The following is an 18,790-nucleotide window of genomic DNA, read 5'->3' as shown; positions in this document are numbered from 1 at the left end:
CGGGTGCCTGCGGCGCTGTCCCCTACCCGCCCCTTCCCGAAACCGGGGGCGAGCCCCGGGCCCCCTTTGTCCTCAAACGCCGGACGGGCTGGATGTGCCGGGCGGGCTGGATGTGCCGGGCGGGCGCGCCCAGCCGGGCACGCTGGAGGTGCGGCGTGCCCGGCTGGGCGCGGTGGTTACGCCTGCCTGCGGACCTCCACCACCCGGAAGCGGTTTGCCACGAACGCCGCGTCGCACAGTGCCGCGTTCGCCGCCGGGTTGCCGCCCGATCCGTGGAAGTCGGAGAAGGCCGCTGTCTGGTTGACGTACACCCCGCCCGTCAGGTTCAAGGACAGCTGCGCGGACTCCTCCAGGCAGACCTCCTCGATCGCGCTCTCCGTCTCCGGCGAGGTCGTGTACGCCCCGACCGTCATCGCGCCCTTCTCCCGCACCGTGCGGCGCAGCAGCTCCAGGGCGTCCGCCGTGGAGTCCACGGCGACGGCGAAGGAGACCGGGCCGAAGCACTCGGAGAGGTAGGGCGCGTCGGCGTCCGCCTTGCCGCCGTCGAACTTGACGATGAGGGGCGTACGGACCACCGCGTCCGGGAACTCCGGATTGGCCAGCTCCCGCGAGGGCAGGGCGACTTCGCCCAGGCTTGCGGCTGCTTCGATGCGGGCCTTCACATCTGGGTTGACCAGGGCGCCGAGCAGGGCGTTTGCGCGGGCGTCGTCGCCGAGCAGGCCGTCGACCGAGGCTGCCAGGTCCGTGACCACCTCGTCGTACGACTTGGTCCCGGCGTCCGTTGTGATGCCGTCGCGGGGGATGAGCAGGTTCTGCGGGGTGGTGCACATCTGGCCGCTGTAGAGGGACAGCGAGAAGGCGAGGTTGGACAGCATGCCCTTGTAGTCGGCGGTGGAGTCGATGATGACCGTGTTGACGCCGGCCTTCTCCGTGTAGACCTGCGCCTGGCGGGCGTTGGCCTCCAGCCAGTCGCCGAAGGCGGTGGAACCGGTGTAATCGATGATCTTGATCTCGGGGCGGACCGCCAGCGTCTTGGCGATGCCCTCGCCCGGCCGCTCGGCGGCCAGCGCCACCAGGTTCGGGTCGAAGCCCGTCTCGGCCAGCACCTCGCGGGCGACCCGCACCGTGAGGGCCAGCGGGAGCACCGCGCGCGGGTGCGGCTTGACCAGGACCGGGTTTCCGGTGGCCAGGGAGGCGAAGAGGCCCGGGTAGCCGTTCCACGTGGGGAAGGTGTTGCAGCCGATCAGCAGCGCGATGCCACGCGGGACCGCGGTGAAGGACTTCTTCAGGTCGAGGGGGGCGCGCTTGCCCTGCGGCTTGGACCAGTCCGCGTCGGCCGGGGTGCGGACCTGCTCGGCGTACGCGTACGTCACGGCCTCAAGGCCGCGGTCCTGGGCGTGCGGACCGCCCGCCTGGAACGCCATCATGAAGGCCTGGCCGCTGGTGTGCATGACCGCGTGCGCGAATTCGTGCGTACGGGCGCTGATCCGGGCCAGGATCTCCATACAGACCAGGGCGCGGGTCTCGGGCCCTGCCTGCCGCCACGCGCCCATACCGGCGCGCATCGCGGGCAGCAGGACGTCGAGGTCCGCGTGCGGGTATTCGATGCCGAGCGCCGGACCGTAGGGCGATACTTCGGCCCCCGTCCAGGCGTCCGTGCCGGGCTGGTCGAGCTCGAAGCGGCTGCTCTGGAGTGCCTGGAAGGCGGCGAGGCCGTCGGCGGCGCTCAGGGTGCCGTTCTCGCCGTAGGCCTTGGGGTGCTCGGGGTGCGGTGACCAGTAGGCGCGCGTGCGGATCACTTCGAGCGCCTGGTCGAGGGTGGACCGGTGCTTCTCGGACAGCTGGGATGTGGTGAGTTCGGCGGCCATGGCGGACCAACTCCTCGTCGAGCTGGGCAGGGACAGGCGGACACGAGATACAGTAACCGAACGATCGGTCGGGGCAAGAGGGCCCGGTAACCCTGTGGATAACTCGTACGGGAGGATCGGGGTCATGACAGCAATCGATCGAGCCCGCACCGTCGCCGTCGTAGGCACAGGGACCATGGGTCAGGGCATCGCCCAGGTGGCCCTTCTCGCAGGTCACCCGGTGCGTCTCTACGATGCTGCACCCGGGCGGGCGCGCGGGGCCGCAGAGGCCGTCGCCCGGCGCCTTGACCGGCTTGTCGAGAAGGGCAGGCTCGACGTGGCGGAGGCCGAGAAGGCCCGCGCCCGGCTGCATCCCGCCGAGGACCTCTCCGAGCTTGCCGACGCCGCGCTCGTCGTCGAGGCGATCGTCGAGCAGCTCGCGGTCAAGCAGGAGCTGTTCACGGCGCTCGAAGCGATCGTCTCCGACGACTGTCTGCTCGCCACCAACACCTCGTCCCTCTCCGTCACGGCCGTCGCGGGCCCGCTGCGCAACCCCGGTCGGTTCGTCGGACTGCACTTCTTCAACCCGGCGCCCCTGCTGCCGCTCGTCGAGGTCGTCAGCGGCTTCGCGACCGACGAATCGAGCGCCACGCGTGCGTGGGCGACGGCAGCCGCCTGGGGCAAGACCCCGGTCCGCTGCGCAGACACCCCCGGTTTCATCGTCAACCGCATCGCCCGCCCCTTCTACGCCGAGGCCTTCGCGGTGTACGAGGAGGGCGGCGCGGACCCGGCCACCATCGACGCCGTCCTGCGCGAGTGCGGCGGCTTCAAGATGGGCCCCTTCGAGCTGACCGACCTCATCGGGCAGGACGTCAACGAGGCTGTCACCCGCTCCGTGTGGGACTCGTTCTTCCAGAGCCCCAAGTTCGTCCCGTCCCTCGCCCAGCGCCGCCTCGTCGAGTCGGGCCGGCTCGGCCGCAAGTCCGGCCACGGCTGGTTCCCGTACGCGGAAGGGGCCACGAAGCCCGCCCCGCACACCGCCCCGCCGCAGGGCGCCCCGGAATCGGTCACCGTCGTCGGGGACCTCGGTCCCGCCGAGGCGGTCGTCGCGATGATGGAGGAGGCGGGCATCGCCGTGAAGCGCGTCGAGACGGGCGGCCCGTACATCGAACTGCCGGGTGAGGGGCAGCTCGTACCGGCGGACGGCCGGACCTCCGTGGAGTACACGGACGTCGTCTACTTCGATCTCGCCCTCGACTACCGTGGCGCCACCCGGATCGCGCTCGCCGCCTGCGACGACACCTCCCCGCAGACCCTCGACGCGGCCACCGGCCTCTTCCAGAAGCTCGGCAAGGACGTCAGCGTCATCGGCGACGTCCCCGGCATGATCGTCGCCCGTACCGTCGCCATGCTGATCGACCTCGCCGCCGACGCCGTCGCCAGGGGCGTCGCCTCGCCCGACGACATCGACACCGCGATGCGGCTGGGCGTCAACTACCCGCGCGGGCCGGTCGAATGGAACCGCGAGCTCGGCCAGGACTGGGCGTACGACCTGCTCGGGAATCTGCACGAGTGCTGCCCGACCGGGCGCTACGCGGCCTCCCTCGCGCTGTACCGCCAGTCGTTCGCCCAGTCGGTCGCCCAGCCGCTCGCCGCCAAGGAGGAGACCTCCGCGTGACTACCGCCAAGCGCGACACGTACACCCCCGAGACGCTCCTGACCGTCGCCGTGCGGGTGTTCAACGAGCGCGGTTACGACGGCACGTCCATGGAGCACCTCTCCCGGGCCGCCGGCATCTCCAAGTCCTCGATCTACCACCATGTCGCGGGCAAGGAGGAGCTGCTGCGCCGCGCGGTCAGCCGCGCCCTCGACGGCCTCTTCGGCATCCTGGACGAGCCGGGCGCGTTGCGCGGACAGGCGATCGAGCAGGTGGAGTACGTCACCCGTCGTACGGTCGAGGTGCTGATGGCCGAGCTGCCCTACGTCACGCTGCTGCTGCGCGTCCGCGGCAACACCAAGGCGGAGCGCTGGGCGCTGGAGCGGCGCCGCGAATTCGACCAGCGGGTCGCCGATCTGCTGAAGGCGGCGGCCGCGGACGGCGACCTGCGCGCCGATGTCGACATGCGGCTGGCGACGCGGCTGCTCTTCGGGATGGTGAACTCCCTGGTGGAGTGGTATCGACCGCTGCCGGCCGACGGCACCGACGACCCCTCCGACGGGTCCGGCCACCCGGACGGCTCCGACGGCGGTGACCAGCTCGCGGAGACGGTCGTACGGCTGGCCTTCGACGGGCTGCGGACCAGCCGCTGACCACTCGCTGACCGGCCCCCCGGCCTCCTAGGAGTCGCGGGGGAGCTGGGACTCCAGACCCGTTTCCTCGAAGACCAGCAGGGTGCGCGTGCTGAGCACCTCAGGTATGGCCTGGATCTTCGTCAGTACGAGCTCGCGCAGGGCCCTGTTGTCCGCGGTGTGCACCAGCAGCAGTACGTCGAAATCCCCGCTGACCAGGGCGATGTGCGCGGAGCCCGGCAGCGCCTGGAGCTGCTCGCGGACGGTGCGCCAGGAGTTCTGCACGATCTTGAGCGTGATGTACGCCGAGGCGCCCTGCCCTGCCCTCTCGTGGTTCACCCGGGCGCTGAAGCCTCGGATCACACCGTCGTCGATGAGCCGGTTGATGCGCGCGTAGGCGTTGGCGCGCGACACATGGACGTGCTCGGCCACGGAACGTATCGAAGCGCGCCCGTCGGTCTGCAGCATCCGCAGGATGTCGCGGTCGATGGCGTCCAGCGGCCGGGCGGGCGGGTCCTGGCCCGCGTCGGCCATTTGTTCAGCTGTCATGTGCCCCCGCCTCTCTGTCATGGACGACCTGTCCCCATCCCAGGCTGTGGAGAACCGTTTGTCCACAGGCTGGAGGTGCCTGTAGCCAAAATGCGCCATCGACCGAACAATCGGTAGGTGAGGCGCACCACAATCCTGCGCCCCTCTGACCACTCCCATGAGGAGGTGCACGCGATGAAGAAGAGCACGATGACGGTTCAGGAGCTGCCCGGTGCCCCGGCCTACCTGCCAACCCCTCCCCCGTCATGGAAGCCCCGCACCGACCCCGCACCGCTGCTTCCCGACACCGCGCCCTATCGCGTGCTCGGTACCGACGCGGCGGACCGGCTCGACGCGGCCCTGATGCGCCGGCTGTACACGGAGCTGGTCCGGGGCCGCAGGTACAACGCGCAGGCCACCGCCCTCACCAAGCAGGGCCGCCTCGCTGTATACCCGTCCAGCACCGGGCAGGAGGCCTGCCAGGTGGCGGCCGCGCTGGTGCTCCAGGAGCGCGACTGGCTCTTCCCGAGCTACCGCGACACCCTCGCCGCCGTGGCGCGCGGCCTCGACCCCGTGCAGGCGCTCACGCTGCTGCGCGGCGACTGGCACACCGGGTACGACCCGCGTGAGTACCGCATCGCCCCCCTCTGCACCCCGCTGGCGACCCAGCTGCCGCACGCGGTGGGCCTGGCGCACGCCGCGCGGCTCAAGGGCGACGATGTGGTGGCGCTCGCCCTGGTCGGCGACGGCGGCACCAGCGAGGGCGACTTCCACGAGGCGCTGAACTTCGCGGCGGTGTGGAAGGCGCCGGTCGTCTTTCTCGTGCAGAACAACGGCTTCGCGATCTCCGTCCCGCTCGCCAAGCAGACCGCGGCCCCTTCCCTGGCCCACAAGGCCGTCGGGTACGGGATGCCGGGCCGGCTCGTCGACGGCAATGACGCGGCGGCCGTGCACGAGGTACTCGCCGACGCGATGGAGCGGGCCCGGCGGGGCGGCGGCCCGACCCTGGTCGAGGCCGTGACGTACCGCATCGAGGCCCACACGAACGCCGACGACGCGACCCGCTACCGGGGTGACGCGGAGGTCGAGGCATGGCGGGCGCACGACCCGGTCCAACTCCTGGAGCGGGAGCTGACCAGGCGCGGCATCCTGGACGAGGACGGCATACGCGAGGCGCGCGAGGGTGCCGAGACGATGGCCGCGGACCTGCGCGAGCGGATGAACGCGGAGCCGGTGCTCGACCCGACCGACCTCTTCGCGCATGTCTACGCGCACCGGACGCCGCAGCTCAAGGAGCAGGAGGCCCAGTTGCGGGCCGAGCTCGACGCGGAGGGGGAGAGATGACCACGGCAGCGAGGACGCCGGTCGCCCGGAAGCCCGCCTCGATGGCGCAGGCCCTCGGGCGCGCGCTGCGCGACGCGATGGCCGAGGACCCGACCGTCCATGTGATGGGCGAGGACGTCGGCGCGCTGGGCGGGGTCTTCCGGGTCACGGACGGGCTGGTCAAGGAGTTCGGCGAGGACCGGTGTACGGACACGCCGCTCGCCGAGGCGGGGATCCTGGGAGCGGCCGTCGGCATGGCGATGTACGGGCTGCGGCCGGTCGTCGAGATGCAGTTCGACGCGTTCGCCTATCCGGCGTTCGAGCAGCTCATCAGCCATGTCTCGCGGATGCGCAACCGCACCCGCGGGGCGCTGCCGATGCCCCTGGTGATCCGGGTGCCGTACGGCGGCGGAATCGGCGGGGTCGAGCACCACAGCGACTCCTCCGAGGCGTACTACATGGCGACCCCGGGGCTCCATGTCGTGATGCCCGCGACCGTCGAGGACGCGTATGGGCTGCTGAGGGCCGCGATCGCCTCCGACGATCCTGTGGTCTTCCTGGAGCCCAAGCGGCTCTACTGGTCGAAGTCCAGCTGGTCGCCGGACGCGCCGACCGCGGTCGAGCCGATCGGCCGGGCGGTCGTGCGGCGCTCCGGGCGCAGCGCGACGCTCATCACGTACGGGCCCTCCCTGCCGGTGTGCATGGAGGCGGCGGAAGCGGCGCAGGCCGAGGGCTGGGACCTCGAAGTCGTGGATCTGCGCTCGCTCGTGCCCTTCGACGACGAGACGGTGGCCGCGTCGGTGCGTCGTACCGGTCGTGCGGTCGTCGTCCATGAGTCGACCGGCTTCGGCGGGCCCGGCGGGGAGATAGCGGCTCGGGTCACCGAGCGGTGCTTCCACCATCTGGAGGCGCCGGTGCTGCGGGTCGCCGGGTTCGACATCCCGTATCCGCCGCCGATGCTGGAGCGCCACCATCTGCCGGGTGTGGACCGGGTACTCGACGCGGTCGCGCGGCTGCAGTGGGAGGCGGGGAGCTGATGCCTCAGGTATTGGAGTTCAAGCTGCCGGACCTCGGTGAAGGGCTCACCGAGGCGGAGATCGTGCGCTGGCTGGTGGCGGTGGGCGATGTTGTCGCCGTCGACCAGCCGGTGGTCGAGGTCGAGACGGCCAAGGCGTTGGTGGAGGTGCCGTGTCCCTACGGGGGCGTGGTCACGGCTCGCTTCGGCGAGGAGGGCACGGAGCTGCCCGTCGGGTCGCCGCTGCTGACGGTCGCGGTCGGGGGGGCCTCTGCTCACGAGGTGCCCGTCGATGCGGGAGCGGGCGGCGGGGGAGCGGCTGCCTCGGGTTCTGGTTCGGCTTCCGGCTCGGCCGAGGAGTCCTCGGGGAACGTGCTGGTGGGGTACGGCACGGCGGCCGCGGTGGCGCGGCGACGGCGGATCCGGCCGGGTGCGTTGGGCGCGGGTCCTTCGGGCCCGGCGGAGGCTGCGTCGTTGGCGGCTGCGGGGAAGGCAGCCAGTGCCTCGGCGGCGGCTGCGGAGTCGGCCGTGAGGGTCGGCCCGGTGGCGGCTTCGCCGGTGAATGGCGCAGGGCCGGTGCCGGTGATTTCGCCGCTGGTGCGACGGCTGGCCCGGGAGAACGGTCTTGATCTGCGGGCGCTCGCGGGGTCCGGTCCCGACGGGCTGATCCTGCGGTTCGACGTCGAGCAGGCGGTACGGGACGCGGCGTCGGTGCCCGTGCGGGCACCGGAGCCGGTGGCTGCCGCCTCCTCGGCCGTCGTCGGGGAGCGCGTCCCGCTGCGGGGGGTGCGCGGCGCCGTCGCGGACAAGCTTTCGCGCAGCCGGCGCGAGATCCCGGACGCCACCTGCTGGGTGGACGCGGACGCCACCGAGCTGATGGCCGCGCGTGCGGCCATGAACCGGTCGGCGGGGCCCCCGGTCCCGGTCCTTGCGCTCCTCGCCCGGATCTGCACGGCGGCGCTGGTCCGTTTCCCGGAGCTCAACTCCACGGTGGACATGGCCTCCCGCGAGATCGTGCGCCTTCCCGGAGTGCACCTGGGATTCGCCGCGCAGACGGAGCGGGGCCTGGTGGTCCCCGTCGTACGGGACGCGCACAACCGTTCCGTGGACGCGCTGAGCACCGAGCTGGCCCGGCTGACCGGGGCCGCGCGGGAAGGGAAGCTCACCCCGGCGGATCTGACCGGCGGCACGTTCACGCTGAACAACTACGGGGTGTTCGGCGTCGACGGTTCCACGCCGATCATCAATCACCCGGAGGCGGCGATGCTCGGAGTGGGCCGTATCGTCCCCAAGCCGTGGGTCCATGAGGGCGAGCTCGCGGTCCGCAAGGTGGTCCAGCTGTCGCTGACGTTCGACCACAGGGTCTGCGACGGCGGCACGGCGGGCGGTTTCCTGCGTTACGTGGCCGACTGCGTCGAGCAGCCGGCGACACTGCTGCGCGCGCTGTAGCTGTTACGGGGTGGGTCTGCCTGCGGTGGGCCCGCCCCGGCCGCTTTTCCACTCCGGCCGCTTTCCCGCCCCGGCCTCTTTCGCGGACCGTACGCACAGTGGTCGCACATTGGTGCTGATTGGGACGGGGGACGCGAGGGAGCAGATCACTGGGGTGGCCTCATACTCGTGGGATGACCGCGTATGACGCCATCGTGCTGGCCGGAGGTGCCGCGAAGCGGCTGGGTGGGGCGGACAAGCCGGGCGTGCGTGTCGGCGGGCGGACGCTGATCGACCGGGTGCTTGCAGTCTGCGGCGACGCCGGGGTGACCGTGGTCGTCGGTGGACGCCGAGGCACTGTGCGGCCCGTCGAGTGGGCGCAGGAGAAGCCCCCCGGGGGCGGGCCGCTGGCCGCCCTCGACGCCGGTGTGCGGCGAACCACTGCGGAGAGCGTGCTCGTACTCTCCGCCGATCTGCCGTTCATCGGCGACGGAACGGTACGACGGCTGCTGGACGCCCTCGACACGAGCGGCGCGGAAGTGGCCCTCCTTGTCGATGCGGACGGCCGTGACCAGCCGCTCGTGGCCGCATATCGCGGCGAGCCGCTGCGCCGCGAGCTCGCGCTCCTCGCCACCGAGCACGGGAGTCTGTCCGGACTGCCGCTGCGGCTGCTCACTCATGAACTCGCCGTGGTCCGTGTCGCCGCTGGGCCCTTCGACTCTTTCGACTGCGACACCTGGGACGACATCGCGGCGGCTCGGGCCAGGATCAGGGAGCATGGACACGTGCTGGACGAATGGATCACCGCAGTCAAGGACGAACTCGGCATCGAGCTCGACGTCGATACCTCCGCCCTACTCGACCTCGCACGCGACGCCGCGCACGGCGTGGCCAGGCCGGCGGCGCCGCTCACCACCTTCCTGGTCGGTTACGCGGCGGCCAAGGCGGGCGACGGCGGACCCGAGGCCATCGCGGAGGCGACCCGCAAGGCCACTGAACTCGCGCTGCGTTGGGCGCGGGAGGCCGAGGAGGACAACGTCAGGGAAGCCGCGGCCAAGGCGAACGCCAAGGAGGCCAAGGCCAAGGAGGCCAAGGCCAAGGAGGCCAAGGCCAAGGAAGAAGACGGGGAAGGGTGACCGGGCAGCCAGGCCGGACCGATCAGGACCGGGAGACCGACCGCGAACGGGAGGTCGACGAGGCGCTCGCGCTCGTCAGCCGGGCCCCGGCCTCCGCCCCCGTCGCCGCTTCGGAGCAGGCCAACGTGCCCGCGCCCAAGTCCGGCACCGGGGCCACACCCTGGGCCGAGGCCCGCGCCGTCGCCGCCCGCGCCGGCCGTGCCGCGGCTCCCCGCACCCACCGGGTACCGCTGGGGCAGGCGCTCGGCCAGGTCCTCGCCGAGCCCCTCGACGCCCTCACTGACCTGCCGTCCTTCGACACGTCCGCCATGGACGGGTGGGCGGTCGCGGGACCGGGTCCGTGGTCCGTCAAACAGGGCGGCGGGGTTCTCGCGGGCCACGCCGCGCCCGAGCCGCTCGCCGACGGCGAGGCCGTACGGATCGCCACCGGCGCCCGCATCCCACCCGACGCCACCGCCGTGATCCGCAGCGAACACGCCCGCGCGGAGGAGGGGAAGGGCAGCGGGAACGGGCTGCTGTACGCACTGCGCGAGGTGCTCCAGGGGCAGGACATCCGGCCCCGCGGCCAGGAGTGCCGTACCGGCGACCGGCTGCTGCCCGCCGGGAGCCTGGTGACCCCCGCCGTGCTCGGCCTCGCCGCCGCCGCCGGCTACGACGAGCTGCTCACCGTCCCCCGCCCCCGCGTCGAAGTGCTCATCCTCGGCGACGAGTTGCTGACCTCGGGGCTCCCCCACGACGGCATGGTCCGCGATGCCCTCGGCCCACTGCTCGACCCGTGGCTGCGCGCACTGGGCGCCGATGTGACCGCCACCCGCCGCCTGGGCGACGACGCCGACACGCTCCACCATGCCGTCACCACGTCCGACGCCGACCTCGTGATCACCACGGGCGGTACGGCCGCGGGCCCCGTCGACCACGTCCATCCGATCCTGCGCAAGGCGGGCGCGGAGCTGCTGGTGGACGGTGTCGCGGTGCGGCCGGGCCACCCGATGCTGCTGGCCCGCCTCGCCCAGGACCGGTACCTGGTGGGGCTGCCCGGCAACCCGCTCGCCGCCGTGTCCGGGCTGCTGACCCTGGCCGAGCCCCTGCTGCGGGCCCGCGCCCAACTGCCGTCGCTGGAGCCGTACTGCTCGCCCGTGCGGGATGCCGTGAGCGGCCATCCGTACGACACCCGCCTCGTGCCGGTCGTACACCGCACGGAGAGCCGCACCGACAGTCGCACCGACAGCCGCACCGGTGTCGGCGGCGGACGCGAGGGTGGTCGGGGAGGGGGCCAGGAGCAAGGGCGTGAGCAGGCCGTACCGTTGCACTACAGCGGCCCGGCCATGCTTCGCGGCATCGCCGCCGCAGACGGTCTCGCCGTTGTCCCGCCCGGTGGTGCTCAGGCCGACCAGGAGCTGGAAATCCTCGACTTGCCTTGGACAGAAGGACGTTTCACGTGAAACTTCCCGGCCACGATGCGATGGCCAGGCACGCCGACGAGCATCTGGTCACCAGCCGAATCCGGCTTCCGCGCCGTATCGTCGACCGGCCTCTTCGTCAGGTCGGCAAGCGGCTGGTGATGGCGATGCTCGTCCTGGCGTCGACGGTGTTCATCGTCTATGTCGACAACAGCGGCTATCACGACAACTCCGATACCCACGTCGACTTCCTCGACGCCGTCTACTACGCCACCGTGACCCTCTCCACGACGGGTTACGGCGACATCGTCCCGTACAGCGACTCCGCCAGGCTCATGAACGTGCTGTTGGTGACGCCGTTGCGGGTGCTCTTCCTGATCATCCTGGTCGGCACCACCCTTGAGGTCCTCACCGAACGGACCCGGGAGGAGTGGCGGCTGAAACGCTGGAGGGCTCAGTTGCGTGAACACACCGTCATCGTCGGTTTCGGCACAAAGGGCCGTTCTGCGATGCAGACCCTCGCCGCAACGGGGCTGAAGAAGGAACAGATCGTCATCGTCGACCCGAGCGCGAAGGTCATCGAGGCGGCCAATGCCGAAGGCTTCGTGGGCGTTCTGGGCGACGCGACCCGCAGTGACGTACTGCTGCGCGCCGAGTTGCAGAAGGCCCGCCAGATCGTCATCGCCACCCAGCGCGATGACACGGCGGTGCTCGTCACGCTCACCGCGCGCCAGCTCAACCGGGGCGCGAAGATCGTCGCCGCGGTCCGCGAGGAGGAGAACGCGCCGCTGCTGCGCCAGTCCGGCGCCGACGCGGTGATCACCAGCGCGAGTGCGGCCGGCCGGCTGCTGGGCCTGTCCGTCCTCAGCCCCACCGCCGGCACCGTGATGGAGGACCTGATCCACCAGGGATCCGGCCTCGACCTCATCGAGCGACCGGTGATAAAGGCCGAGGTGGGGCGCAGCGTGCGGGAGACCGACGACCTGGTGGTCAGCGTGTTGCGCGGGCACCGGTTGCTCGGTTACGACGACCCGGCGGCCAGCCCGCTTCAACTCACGGACCGGCTGATCGCCATCGTGCGCGCCGCGCCCACGGACGAGGGCGCGCCTGCCCGGATGACGTCCGGATGACGGCCCCCCTGGCGGCCTGAGCCGCCGGGGGATGGATCGAGGGGTGTTCGGGGGACGTTCGCGAGGTGGTCCGCAAGAGCGCGGAGTAGCCTCGCGGCCATGTATGCGATCACGATTCCTGAACCCGGTGGCCCCGAGGCACTCGTGTGGGCCGAGGTCCCCGACCCCGTTCCCGGCGAGGGAGAGGTCCTCGTCGAGGTCGCGGCGAGCGCCGTCAACCGAGCCGACCTGCTGCAGCGCCAGGGCTTCTACGACCCGCCGCCCGGCTCCTCGCCGTACCCCGGACTCGAATGCTCGGGCCGGATCGCGGCGCTGGGTCCCGGCGTCTCGGGCTGGTCCGTCGGTGATGAGGTGTGCGCCCTGCTGAGCGGCGGTGGATACGCCGAGAAGGTCGCGGTCCCGGCGGGGCAGCTGCTGCCCGTACCGGAGGGTGTGGACCTCGTCACGGCGGCGGCCCTGCCCGAGGTCACTTCGACGGTCTGGTCGAACGTCTTCATGATCGCCCACCTGCGGCCCGGCGAGACGCTGCTGGTGCACGGCGGCGCGAGTGGCATCGGCACGATGGCGATCCAGCTCGCCAAGGCGGTCGGGGCGCGGGTCGCGGTCACGGCGGGCGGTCCGGACAAGCTGGCCCGCTGCGCCGAGCTGGGCGCCGACATCCTCATCGACTACCGCGAGCAGGACTTCGTCCAGGAGCTCCGCAAGGCCACGGACGGGGCCGGCGCGGACGTCATCCTCGACATCATCGGCGCGAAGTACCTGGACCGGAACGTGAAGGCGCTCGCCGTCAACGGCCGTCTCGCGATCATCGGCCTGCAGGGCGGTCTGAAGGGTGAGCTCAACCTCAGTGCGCTGCTGAAGAAGCGGGCAGCCATCACGGCGACATCGCTGCGGGGCCGGCCGCTGGGTGAGAAGGCTGCGATCGTCGCGGCGGTACGCGAGCATGTGTGGCCGCTGATCGGTGCGGGCCGGGTCCGCCCCGTCGTGGACCAGGTGCTGCCCCTGTCCGATGCCGCGCAGGCCCATCGCGCGCTGGACACGGGCGACCACATCGGCAAGATCCTGCTGACCGCGGGCGCGTAGGCACGAAGTCGCGTAGGCACGAAGTCGCTCAGCCGCGAACACGCGACGGCGTGAGGCCCGGCCCGTAGTCTGCGGGCCGGGCCTCACGCCGTCGCTGCTACACGGTTGGGGCTACAGATACGGGCCTGAGCGGACCGGGCCGTGGCTGCCGTCATGGTCGTCGTCCTCGTGGCTCGACCCCGGCGGCAGTGCGCGCCGCATCTGCTCCAGCTGGGCCCGCGCCGCCATTTGCTGGGCGAACAGCGCGGTCTGGATGCCGTGGAAGAGGCCTTCGAGCCAGCCCACCAACTGGGCCTGCGCGATGCGCAGTTCCGCCTCGGAAGGGATGGCCTCGTCGGTGAAGGGCAGCGACAGCCGCTCCAGTTCCTCGACGAGCTCCGGCGCCAGACCGTCCTCCAGCTCCTTCACCGAGCTGGCATGAATGTTCTTGAGTCGTACTCGGCTCGCCTCGTCAAGGGGAGCTGCTCGGACTTCCTCCAGAAGCTGCTTGATCATGCTGCCGATGCGCATGACTTTCGCGGGCTGTTCGACCATCTCTGTCACTGGGACCTCGCGCGACTCGTCACCGCCGCCGCCGAAAGCCATTCCGTCCTGTCCCATGACAAGAACCTGGGGGCTCTCCTGCGACCGTTCACTCCTCGGCATCTCCATGCTGCCCATTCTCTCGCACACCTGGTTGTGAACACGGTGTGCCCCCGTACAGAGGTGATCCACCCTGTACGGGGGCACGGAACAACCGTCCGGCTCAGCCCGCGCTCACGCCTCCGCGCGCCGCGACACGGCGGTGCGGGACCTGGTGACGAGCGCCGCGAGGAGCGCCGCACCCACCGGGACGAGGACGAGCAGCGCCGCGAGGGTCTCCCACGGGATGACGATCGGGACGTACGGCACGTCGCTCATGTAGCTGAAGCCCTGGTCCAGGGCTTCCTTGTACAACTTCAGCGCGTGGCGTTCCTCGGTCAGCCGCAACCCGATCGCGGGCAGTACGCCCGCCGCCGAGCCGAGGATCACGCCCATCGCGGCAACCACCCCGCACTGGAAACCGCTCAACGTCCTGCGTACCCGCGGGGGTGCGCCGACCGCTGCGAGCGTCTTCAGGTCGGGTTCGGCGTCGGTCTGGGCGAGGCCCGTGGCGATGCCGGCCGCACCGATGGTGACCAGTCCGGCGAAGATGGTCAGGGACAGCAGGATGATGCTGCTGTCGCCGGTGTAGCCCTTTTCGACGTACACCTCGGTGTCGGCGCCGAGCTGGTCCACTGCCGCGTTGAGCTTCTGCACCTGGGTGCTGTTCGGCAGCTTGTCCGTCGAGAAGTACGCACCGGAGGGGACGGTGGCGAGCCCGGCGGCCTTCACGGCCGATGGCGGCAGCACGACCTTGATGCCGTACGCCCCCTCGGACTTGGCGCCCTGGTGCACGGGGAACGACTTGACCTTGCCCGGTGCCTCCTTGCCCTTCTCGGCGAGCAGATCGGCCTTCGTGGGGTCGGTGATCAGCTTGATGCCGATCTTCCCCTTCTCGACATTGCGGTGGTCGAAGGCGACGGCCTTGCCGCTCTTGAGCGCGCTGACGGACGCCGGGTCGTTGATCGCGAGCGCGGAAAGAAGCTTCTCGTTGGCGACGACCACTTCCTGCGCGGAGTAGTACTTGCTCTCCTTGCAGCGCCAGTCCTCGCTCAGCTTGCGGCGCTCGGCCGGTGGGATCTTGTCCGAGTCGATGCCCCAGAGGGCGCAGACGTTGGCCTTGGGTATGACCAACTCGGAGCGCCCGCAGCCCTTCGCGGTGCTGAACTCCTCGCAGCTGGGCCTGCCCACGACGATCCGGTCCACATCGGCGCGTACGCCAACGGGGTAGTTCTTCTGCACGGCGGTACGGATGGCCGGGACATCGCGGCCACCGGCCTCCGTGTTCTGGAAGGAGACCGCACCGGGAGGCAGTTGAGCCTCGTACGCGGCGCGCTGCTGTGCGTCGTCACTGGCGGCGTACGTCGCGACGGCGACCGTGCCCGCGACGGCGGCGAGCACCGCGGCCACGGCGGGGGCCGTACGGCCCCGGTTGCGCACGGCGTCGCGCAGGGCGAGCCGCGGTGACAGCGGCAGCCGGCCGCCGATTTTGCCGAAGAGACCGACCAGGGCCGGGGTGAGCGCGACGATGCCGAGTTCGGCGAGTGCGCTGCCGCCCGCGACGACGACAACGCTGTCGGTGGACGTGGCGCCGAAGAGGGTGATGGCGACGCCCAGACCCGTCGCGCTCAGGCCGATGACCGGCAGGACGCGGCTGGATCGGCGTACGCCCCGACGGCCGGTGAGGGCGGCCAGTACGGTCTGCCGGGACGAGGTGATGGCCGGGACGATCGCGGCGAGCAGGCCGGTGACGACGGCGAGCAGGCCGATGCCGAAGAGTTCCAGCGGGCGGACGTCGAAGCTGCCGAACCGCCTGCCCATGTAGTCCTCGAGCAGCGGTCGCAGCGCGAAGGTGAGGAGCAGGCCGAGCGCGGTGCCGACCACGGCAGCGGCGGCGCCGATGACCAGGCCGCCGGCGAGCACGATGGCGCGGATGTGGCGGCGGTCGCCGCCGTTGGCGCCGACCAGGCCGAGCTGGCGGCTGGAGCGCCGGGCGCCGACCGCGAACGCGGGTCCTGCCAGCAGGCAGATCTCCAGCATGGCGAGGCCGACGACGGTGCTGACCCCGGCGATCGTCGTGGCCTGGTCGCCGCTCCCCTCGAAGTCGACCCAATCCTTCCGCTGGTACAGCGGGACCTCGGAGTCGGCGGGCGGGTTGAGGGATGTGGCCCGCGAAATGACCGTGATCCCTTGGGCGTTGGTCTTCTTGACCATGTTCCACGTGAAACCGTCGCCGCCGACCCCGACCAGGTAGGTGCTGGTTGCCCCCGTGCTGGGCTGGTCGTCGGCCTTCAGGGCCTTGTCGAGCGGTGCCAGGAACGTGCCGGGAAGGGCGTTGACCTCGTCGGCCTCCAAGTCGTTGGGGAGCTCGTACTCACCCACGATCCGGAACGTGGTGTCGAGCCCGCGAGCGGTGAGCGTGGAGCCGATCTTGAGTCCGCTGGACTCCAGGAAGTGGCTGGTCGCGGCGATCTCCCCGGCCTTTTCGGGGAACCGGCCACTATTGAGGGGCATCAAGCCCTTGGCCAGCGGGTCGGCTGCGGCCAGCTCACGGATGTCGGTGCTCAGCAGGCCGTGCTCGGTGCGCAGCTTGCCGCTGCCGGAGGTGTCCTTGAGCGTCTTGGCGCCGGCCGGGATAGCCCCCTTGATGTCACCAGGACCTTCGGGCCAGGGCTTGTCGTCGAAGTTGCCCACCGGGATGGTGTTTTGGCTGTCCGGGGACTGGTGCATGGGCACTCCGCCCATGCCCGGGTCCTTCAGCTGGGCGTCTGCGGCGCCGATGAGGCGCTCCATCTTCTGCTCGGTGGACAGTTCGGCGCTGCGCAGCGTCAGATCGGCGGCGCTCACCCCGAGGATCGGCAGGGCGATCATGGCGAGGACGAGGGTGCTGCGGCCCTTGAAGCGCCAGGCGTCGCGGCGGGCGATACGGACCGCGGCGCGCCAGGCGTGGTACGAGCGGTTCACTTTGCGGCCGCCTGCCCGGAGAGCAGCGAGTCGGCCTGGCTGCGCAGGGTCTCGTCGACGACGGACCCGTCGCGCAGGAAGACGACGCGGTCCGCCCAGGCCGCGAAGCGCGGCTCGTGGGTGACGAGTACACCGGCCGCGCCGGCGTCGCAGCGGGCCCGCAGCAGGGCGAGCACGGACTCGCCCGTCTCGGAGTCCAGGGCGCCGGTCGGCTCGTCGGCGAGGACGAGGCGACGGTCGCCCACCAGGGCGCGGGCGATGGCGACGCGCTGCTGCTGGCCGCCGGACATCTCGTCGGGGAATCGGTCGGCGAGTTCGCTCAGACCCATCTCCTCCAGTGCGGCGACGGCGGACACCCGGGCCTTGCGGGCCGATATGCCGTCCAACTCGCGGGGCAGGGCGACGTTCTCGGCGGCGGTGAGGGCCGGGATGAGGTTGTAGTCCTGGAAGACGTAGCCGATGCTGCGGCGGCGCATGGCGGCGATTTCCTTGCGGCTGATGGTCGTGATGTCCGTGCCTTCGACCAGGACCTTCCCCGAGGTGGGGTGGTCCAGCCCGCCCGCGATGGTGAGCAGCGTGGACTTGCCGGAGCCCGACGGGCCCATGACGGCGACGAGTTCACCGGGGAAGACGGAGAGGTCGACGCCGCGCAGGGCGTGCACCTCGGTGGCGCCGCTGCCGTGGACGCGGGTCAGCTGCTGTAGTTGCAGCACAGGCTGCTGGGCCTGCCGGGTCTGCTGTGACTGCTGAGGTTGGTCGAGCATGGAGACGTTCCCCCTGGGGACGGATAGGTAGGAAGGACTGCAAGACGGATGGGAAGGACTGCAAGGACGACTGGCTTGGCGTGATGGGTGATGCGCGACGCGCGACGCGTTACGTCGCTCTATCGGCGGGTGCTACGGGCCGTGGCCGGGGCCGGGTCCACATGGCCCGTCGGCTCCGGCGGGCCTGCCGTCGGCGCGGCCCGGGCGTTCCTGGCCCTCAGCGCGGACGTCGCGGAGAGCCTGGCGAGTCGGGACTCGGAGTGGTCGAGCCAGCGCGCCTCGGCCTCGGACTGGAAGATCAGCTGTTCCAGGACGAGCAGCCAGGCGAGGTCGTCGCGCTCCCGGTCGACGTCACCGCTCTCGACCGCGAGCAGCGCCTGTGCCTTGAGGCGGGTGTAGTCCTGCATCGCCTGGAGCGTCGCGTGGCGCTGCGCCTGGATGACGGCCCGGATGTCGACCCCGGGCGCGCCGACGGCCATGGCGAGCTTGATGGCGAGCTCGTTGCGCGGTGGGCTGGCGCGGTCCACGGGCCGCTCGAACCAGCTCTTCAGCTCGCTCCGGCCCACGTCCGTGATCGTGTACAGCGGGTGGCCCGCATCGTCCTCGCCGCCCTGGGCGACCATGCCGTCGCGCTCCAGGCGGTTGAGGGTCGTATAGACCTGCCCGACGTTGAGCGGCCAGGTCGAGCCGGTGCGGGACTCGAACTCGGTACGGAGCTGAGACCCGTAACGGGAGCCTTGCTCAAGGAGGGCGAGTAGCCCGTGGCGAATCGACATACTCAGTATGTATACCGAGTATGCGTCCGGAGCAACCTTCTTCAGGCGGACCTCGCGGGTAGGTCCTGAGGGGGAGGAGGGGGGTCAGGTGCGCCTCAGCCGCAACCCGAGGAACCCCACACCGAGCCCGACCAGCGCGACACCCGCGCCCAGCGGCAGCACATGGATGCCCAGTGCGGCGGGCTGGTCGACGGCCTGATCCGAGGCCTTGCGCGCGCCTGCCGCCGCCGTGTGGGTGGGGCTGGCCGGCGGCTCGCGCTCCGCCTCCTTCTCGACCCCGCGCGGGGCCTCGGGAACGTACGACTCAGGGAGGACGGGGGCGGCGCTGGGCGAGCCGGTCGCGGACGAGGAAACGGATGAAGAAACCGACGGAGACGCGGACGGAGACGCGGACGGAGACGCGGACGGAGAGGCCGAAGTGGAGGCGGATCCGGAATCGGGATCGGAATCGGAAGCAGATTCGGAAGCAGATTCGGAGGGTCCCAC

The 18,790-nt window shown here is 71.1% G+C and carries 16 protein-coding genes; 9 read left to right on the top strand and 7 right to left on the bottom strand.

Annotated elements, in window-relative coordinates; genetic code table 11:
* Nucleotides 1-176: 176 nt before the first annotated feature.
* On the bottom strand, nucleotides 177-1,868 hold the full coding sequence (gene paaN, locus ABCR94_RS03280) for a phenylacetic acid degradation protein PaaN (protein WP_347117422.1): 1,692 nt from the start codon (nucleotides 1,866-1,868) through the stop codon (nucleotides 177-179).
* 124 nt (nucleotides 1,869-1,992) lie between these two features.
* Between paaN and ABCR94_RS03275 the strand changes: the two genes are divergently transcribed.
* Together ABCR94_RS03275 and ABCR94_RS03270 are read left to right on the top strand one after the other, a co-directional pair.
* Entirely contained in the window at nucleotides 1,993-3,525 is a 1,533-nt protein-coding gene (locus tag ABCR94_RS03275) for a 3-hydroxyacyl-CoA dehydrogenase (protein WP_347117421.1), read from the top strand.
* Nucleotides 3,522-4,157, top strand: a complete 636-nt coding sequence (locus tag ABCR94_RS03270; RefSeq protein ID WP_347117420.1) for a TetR/AcrR family transcriptional regulator — start codon at nucleotides 3,522-3,524, stop codon at nucleotides 4,155-4,157. Before ABCR94_RS03275 ends, ABCR94_RS03270 begins: the two co-directional genes overlap by 4 nt.
* A gap of 27 nt (nucleotides 4,158-4,184) precedes the next feature.
* Here ABCR94_RS03270 and ABCR94_RS03265 read toward each other — a convergent pair whose 3' ends face one another.
* Complete coding sequence (locus tag ABCR94_RS03265) at nucleotides 4,185-4,685, bottom strand: Lrp/AsnC family transcriptional regulator (RefSeq protein ID WP_347117419.1); 501 nt, start codon at nucleotides 4,683-4,685, stop codon at nucleotides 4,185-4,187.
* 189 nt (nucleotides 4,686-4,874) lie between these two features.
* Here ABCR94_RS03265 and pdhA point away from each other — a divergent pair, with 189 nt between their 5' ends.
* From pdhA to ABCR94_RS03230, 7 genes are all read left to right on the top strand, one after another.
* On the top strand, nucleotides 4,875-6,008 hold the full coding sequence (gene pdhA, locus ABCR94_RS03260) for a pyruvate dehydrogenase (acetyl-transferring) E1 component subunit alpha (protein WP_347118439.1): 1,134 nt from the start codon (nucleotides 4,875-4,877) through the stop codon (nucleotides 6,006-6,008).
* On the top strand, nucleotides 6,005-7,024 hold the full coding sequence (locus ABCR94_RS03255; protein ID WP_347117418.1) for an alpha-ketoacid dehydrogenase subunit beta: 1,020 nt from the start codon (nucleotides 6,005-6,007) through the stop codon (nucleotides 7,022-7,024). The genes pdhA and ABCR94_RS03255 overlap by 4 nt, the downstream gene beginning before the upstream one ends.
* Nucleotides 7,024-8,451, top strand: coding sequence for a dihydrolipoamide acetyltransferase family protein (locus ABCR94_RS03250; protein ID WP_347117417.1), 1,428 nt, complete (start codon nucleotides 7,024-7,026; stop codon nucleotides 8,449-8,451). Before ABCR94_RS03255 ends, ABCR94_RS03250 begins: the two co-directional genes overlap by 1 nt.
* Nucleotides 8,452-8,624: 173 nt before the next feature.
* Entirely contained in the window at nucleotides 8,625-9,566 is a 942-nt protein-coding gene (locus ABCR94_RS03245) for an NTP transferase domain-containing protein (RefSeq protein ID WP_347117416.1), read from the top strand.
* Nucleotides 9,563-11,008 carry a molybdopterin molybdotransferase MoeA gene (locus ABCR94_RS03240; RefSeq protein WP_347117415.1) on the top strand — a complete coding sequence of 482 codons (1,446 nt, stop codon included), beginning with the start codon at nucleotides 9,563-9,565 and terminating at the stop codon, nucleotides 11,006-11,008. Before ABCR94_RS03245 ends, ABCR94_RS03240 begins: the two co-directional genes overlap by 4 nt.
* Before the next feature lie 20 nt (nucleotides 11,009-11,028).
* Nucleotides 11,029-12,096, top strand: a complete 1,068-nt coding sequence (locus tag ABCR94_RS03235; protein WP_347118438.1) for a potassium channel family protein — start codon at nucleotides 11,029-11,031, stop codon at nucleotides 12,094-12,096.
* A gap of 99 nt (nucleotides 12,097-12,195) precedes the next feature.
* Nucleotides 12,196-13,179: an NAD(P)H-quinone oxidoreductase gene (locus tag ABCR94_RS03230; RefSeq protein WP_347117414.1), complete on the top strand. Its 984-nt coding sequence runs from the start codon at nucleotides 12,196-12,198 to the stop codon at nucleotides 13,177-13,179.
* A 111-nt stretch (nucleotides 13,180-13,290) separates the two neighbouring features.
* On the opposite strand, the gene ABCR94_RS03225 is transcribed toward ABCR94_RS03230, so the two are convergent.
* From ABCR94_RS03225 to ABCR94_RS03205, 5 genes are all read right to left on the bottom strand, one after another.
* On the bottom strand, nucleotides 13,291-13,830 hold the full coding sequence (locus ABCR94_RS03225) for a bacterial proteasome activator family protein (RefSeq protein ID WP_347117413.1): 540 nt from the start codon (nucleotides 13,828-13,830) through the stop codon (nucleotides 13,291-13,293).
* Nucleotides 13,831-13,935: 105 nt separating this feature from the next.
* On the bottom strand, nucleotides 13,936-16,764 hold the full coding sequence (locus ABCR94_RS03220; RefSeq protein ID WP_347117412.1) for an FtsX-like permease family protein: 2,829 nt from the start codon (nucleotides 16,762-16,764) through the stop codon (nucleotides 13,936-13,938).
* Complete coding sequence (locus ABCR94_RS03215; RefSeq protein ID WP_347117411.1) at nucleotides 16,761-17,528, bottom strand: ABC transporter ATP-binding protein; 768 nt, start codon at nucleotides 17,526-17,528, stop codon at nucleotides 16,761-16,763. Before ABCR94_RS03215 ends, ABCR94_RS03220 begins: the two co-directional genes overlap by 4 nt.
* A gap of 119 nt (nucleotides 17,529-17,647) precedes the next feature.
* Nucleotides 17,648-18,304, bottom strand: a complete 657-nt coding sequence (locus ABCR94_RS03210) for a PadR family transcriptional regulator (protein WP_347117410.1) — start codon at nucleotides 18,302-18,304, stop codon at nucleotides 17,648-17,650.
* Between the two features lie 84 nt (nucleotides 18,305-18,388).
* Nucleotides 18,389-18,790: a hypothetical protein gene (locus ABCR94_RS03205; protein WP_347117409.1), complete on the bottom strand. Its 402-nt coding sequence runs from the start codon at nucleotides 18,788-18,790 to the stop codon at nucleotides 18,389-18,391.

The organism is Streptomyces changchenzhani (assembly GCF_039766235.1).
Lineage (GTDB): Bacteria > Actinomycetota > Actinomycetes > Streptomycetales > Streptomycetaceae > Streptomyces.
Note: the sequence above shows the minus strand (reverse complement) of the source record. Positions and strands in the feature narration are given on the sequence as shown.

What these genes read in the sequence shown, in the direction of transcription:
- ABCR94_RS03275 (WP_347117421.1), top strand. Translation starts at nt 1,993, where the DNA reads ATGACAGCAATCGATCGAGCCCGCACCGTCGCCGTCGTAGGCACAGGG.
- paaN (WP_347117422.1), bottom strand. Translation starts at nt 1,868, where the DNA reads ATGGCCGCCGAACTCACCACATCCCAGCTGTCCGAGAAGCACCGGTCC.
- ABCR94_RS03230 (WP_347117414.1), top strand. Translation starts at nt 12,196, where the DNA reads ATGTATGCGATCACGATTCCTGAACCCGGTGGCCCCGAGGCACTCGTG.
- ABCR94_RS03245 (WP_347117416.1), top strand. Translation starts at nt 8,625, where the DNA reads ATGACCGCGTATGACGCCATCGTGCTGGCCGGAGGTGCCGCGAAGCGG.
- ABCR94_RS03235 (WP_347118438.1), top strand. Translation starts at nt 11,029, where the DNA reads ATGGCCAGGCACGCCGACGAGCATCTGGTCACCAGCCGAATCCGGCTT.
- ABCR94_RS03215 (WP_347117411.1), bottom strand. Translation starts at nt 17,528, where the DNA reads ATGCTCGACCAACCTCAGCAGTCACAGCAGACCCGGCAGGCCCAGCAG.
- ABCR94_RS03210 (WP_347117410.1), bottom strand. Translation starts at nt 18,304, where the DNA reads ATGTCGATTCGCCACGGGCTACTCGCCCTCCTTGAGCAAGGCTCCCGT.
- ABCR94_RS03225 (WP_347117413.1), bottom strand. Translation starts at nt 13,830, where the DNA reads ATGGAGATGCCGAGGAGTGAACGGTCGCAGGAGAGCCCCCAGGTTCTT.
- ABCR94_RS03255 (WP_347117418.1), top strand. Translation starts at nt 6,005, where the DNA reads ATGACCACGGCAGCGAGGACGCCGGTCGCCCGGAAGCCCGCCTCGATG.
- ABCR94_RS03250 (WP_347117417.1), top strand. Translation starts at nt 7,024, where the DNA reads ATGCCTCAGGTATTGGAGTTCAAGCTGCCGGACCTCGGTGAAGGGCTC.
- ABCR94_RS03265 (WP_347117419.1), bottom strand. Translation starts at nt 4,685, where the DNA reads ATGACAGCTGAACAAATGGCCGACGCGGGCCAGGACCCGCCCGCCCGG.
- pdhA (WP_347118439.1), top strand. Translation starts at nt 4,875, where the DNA reads ATGACGGTTCAGGAGCTGCCCGGTGCCCCGGCCTACCTGCCAACCCCT.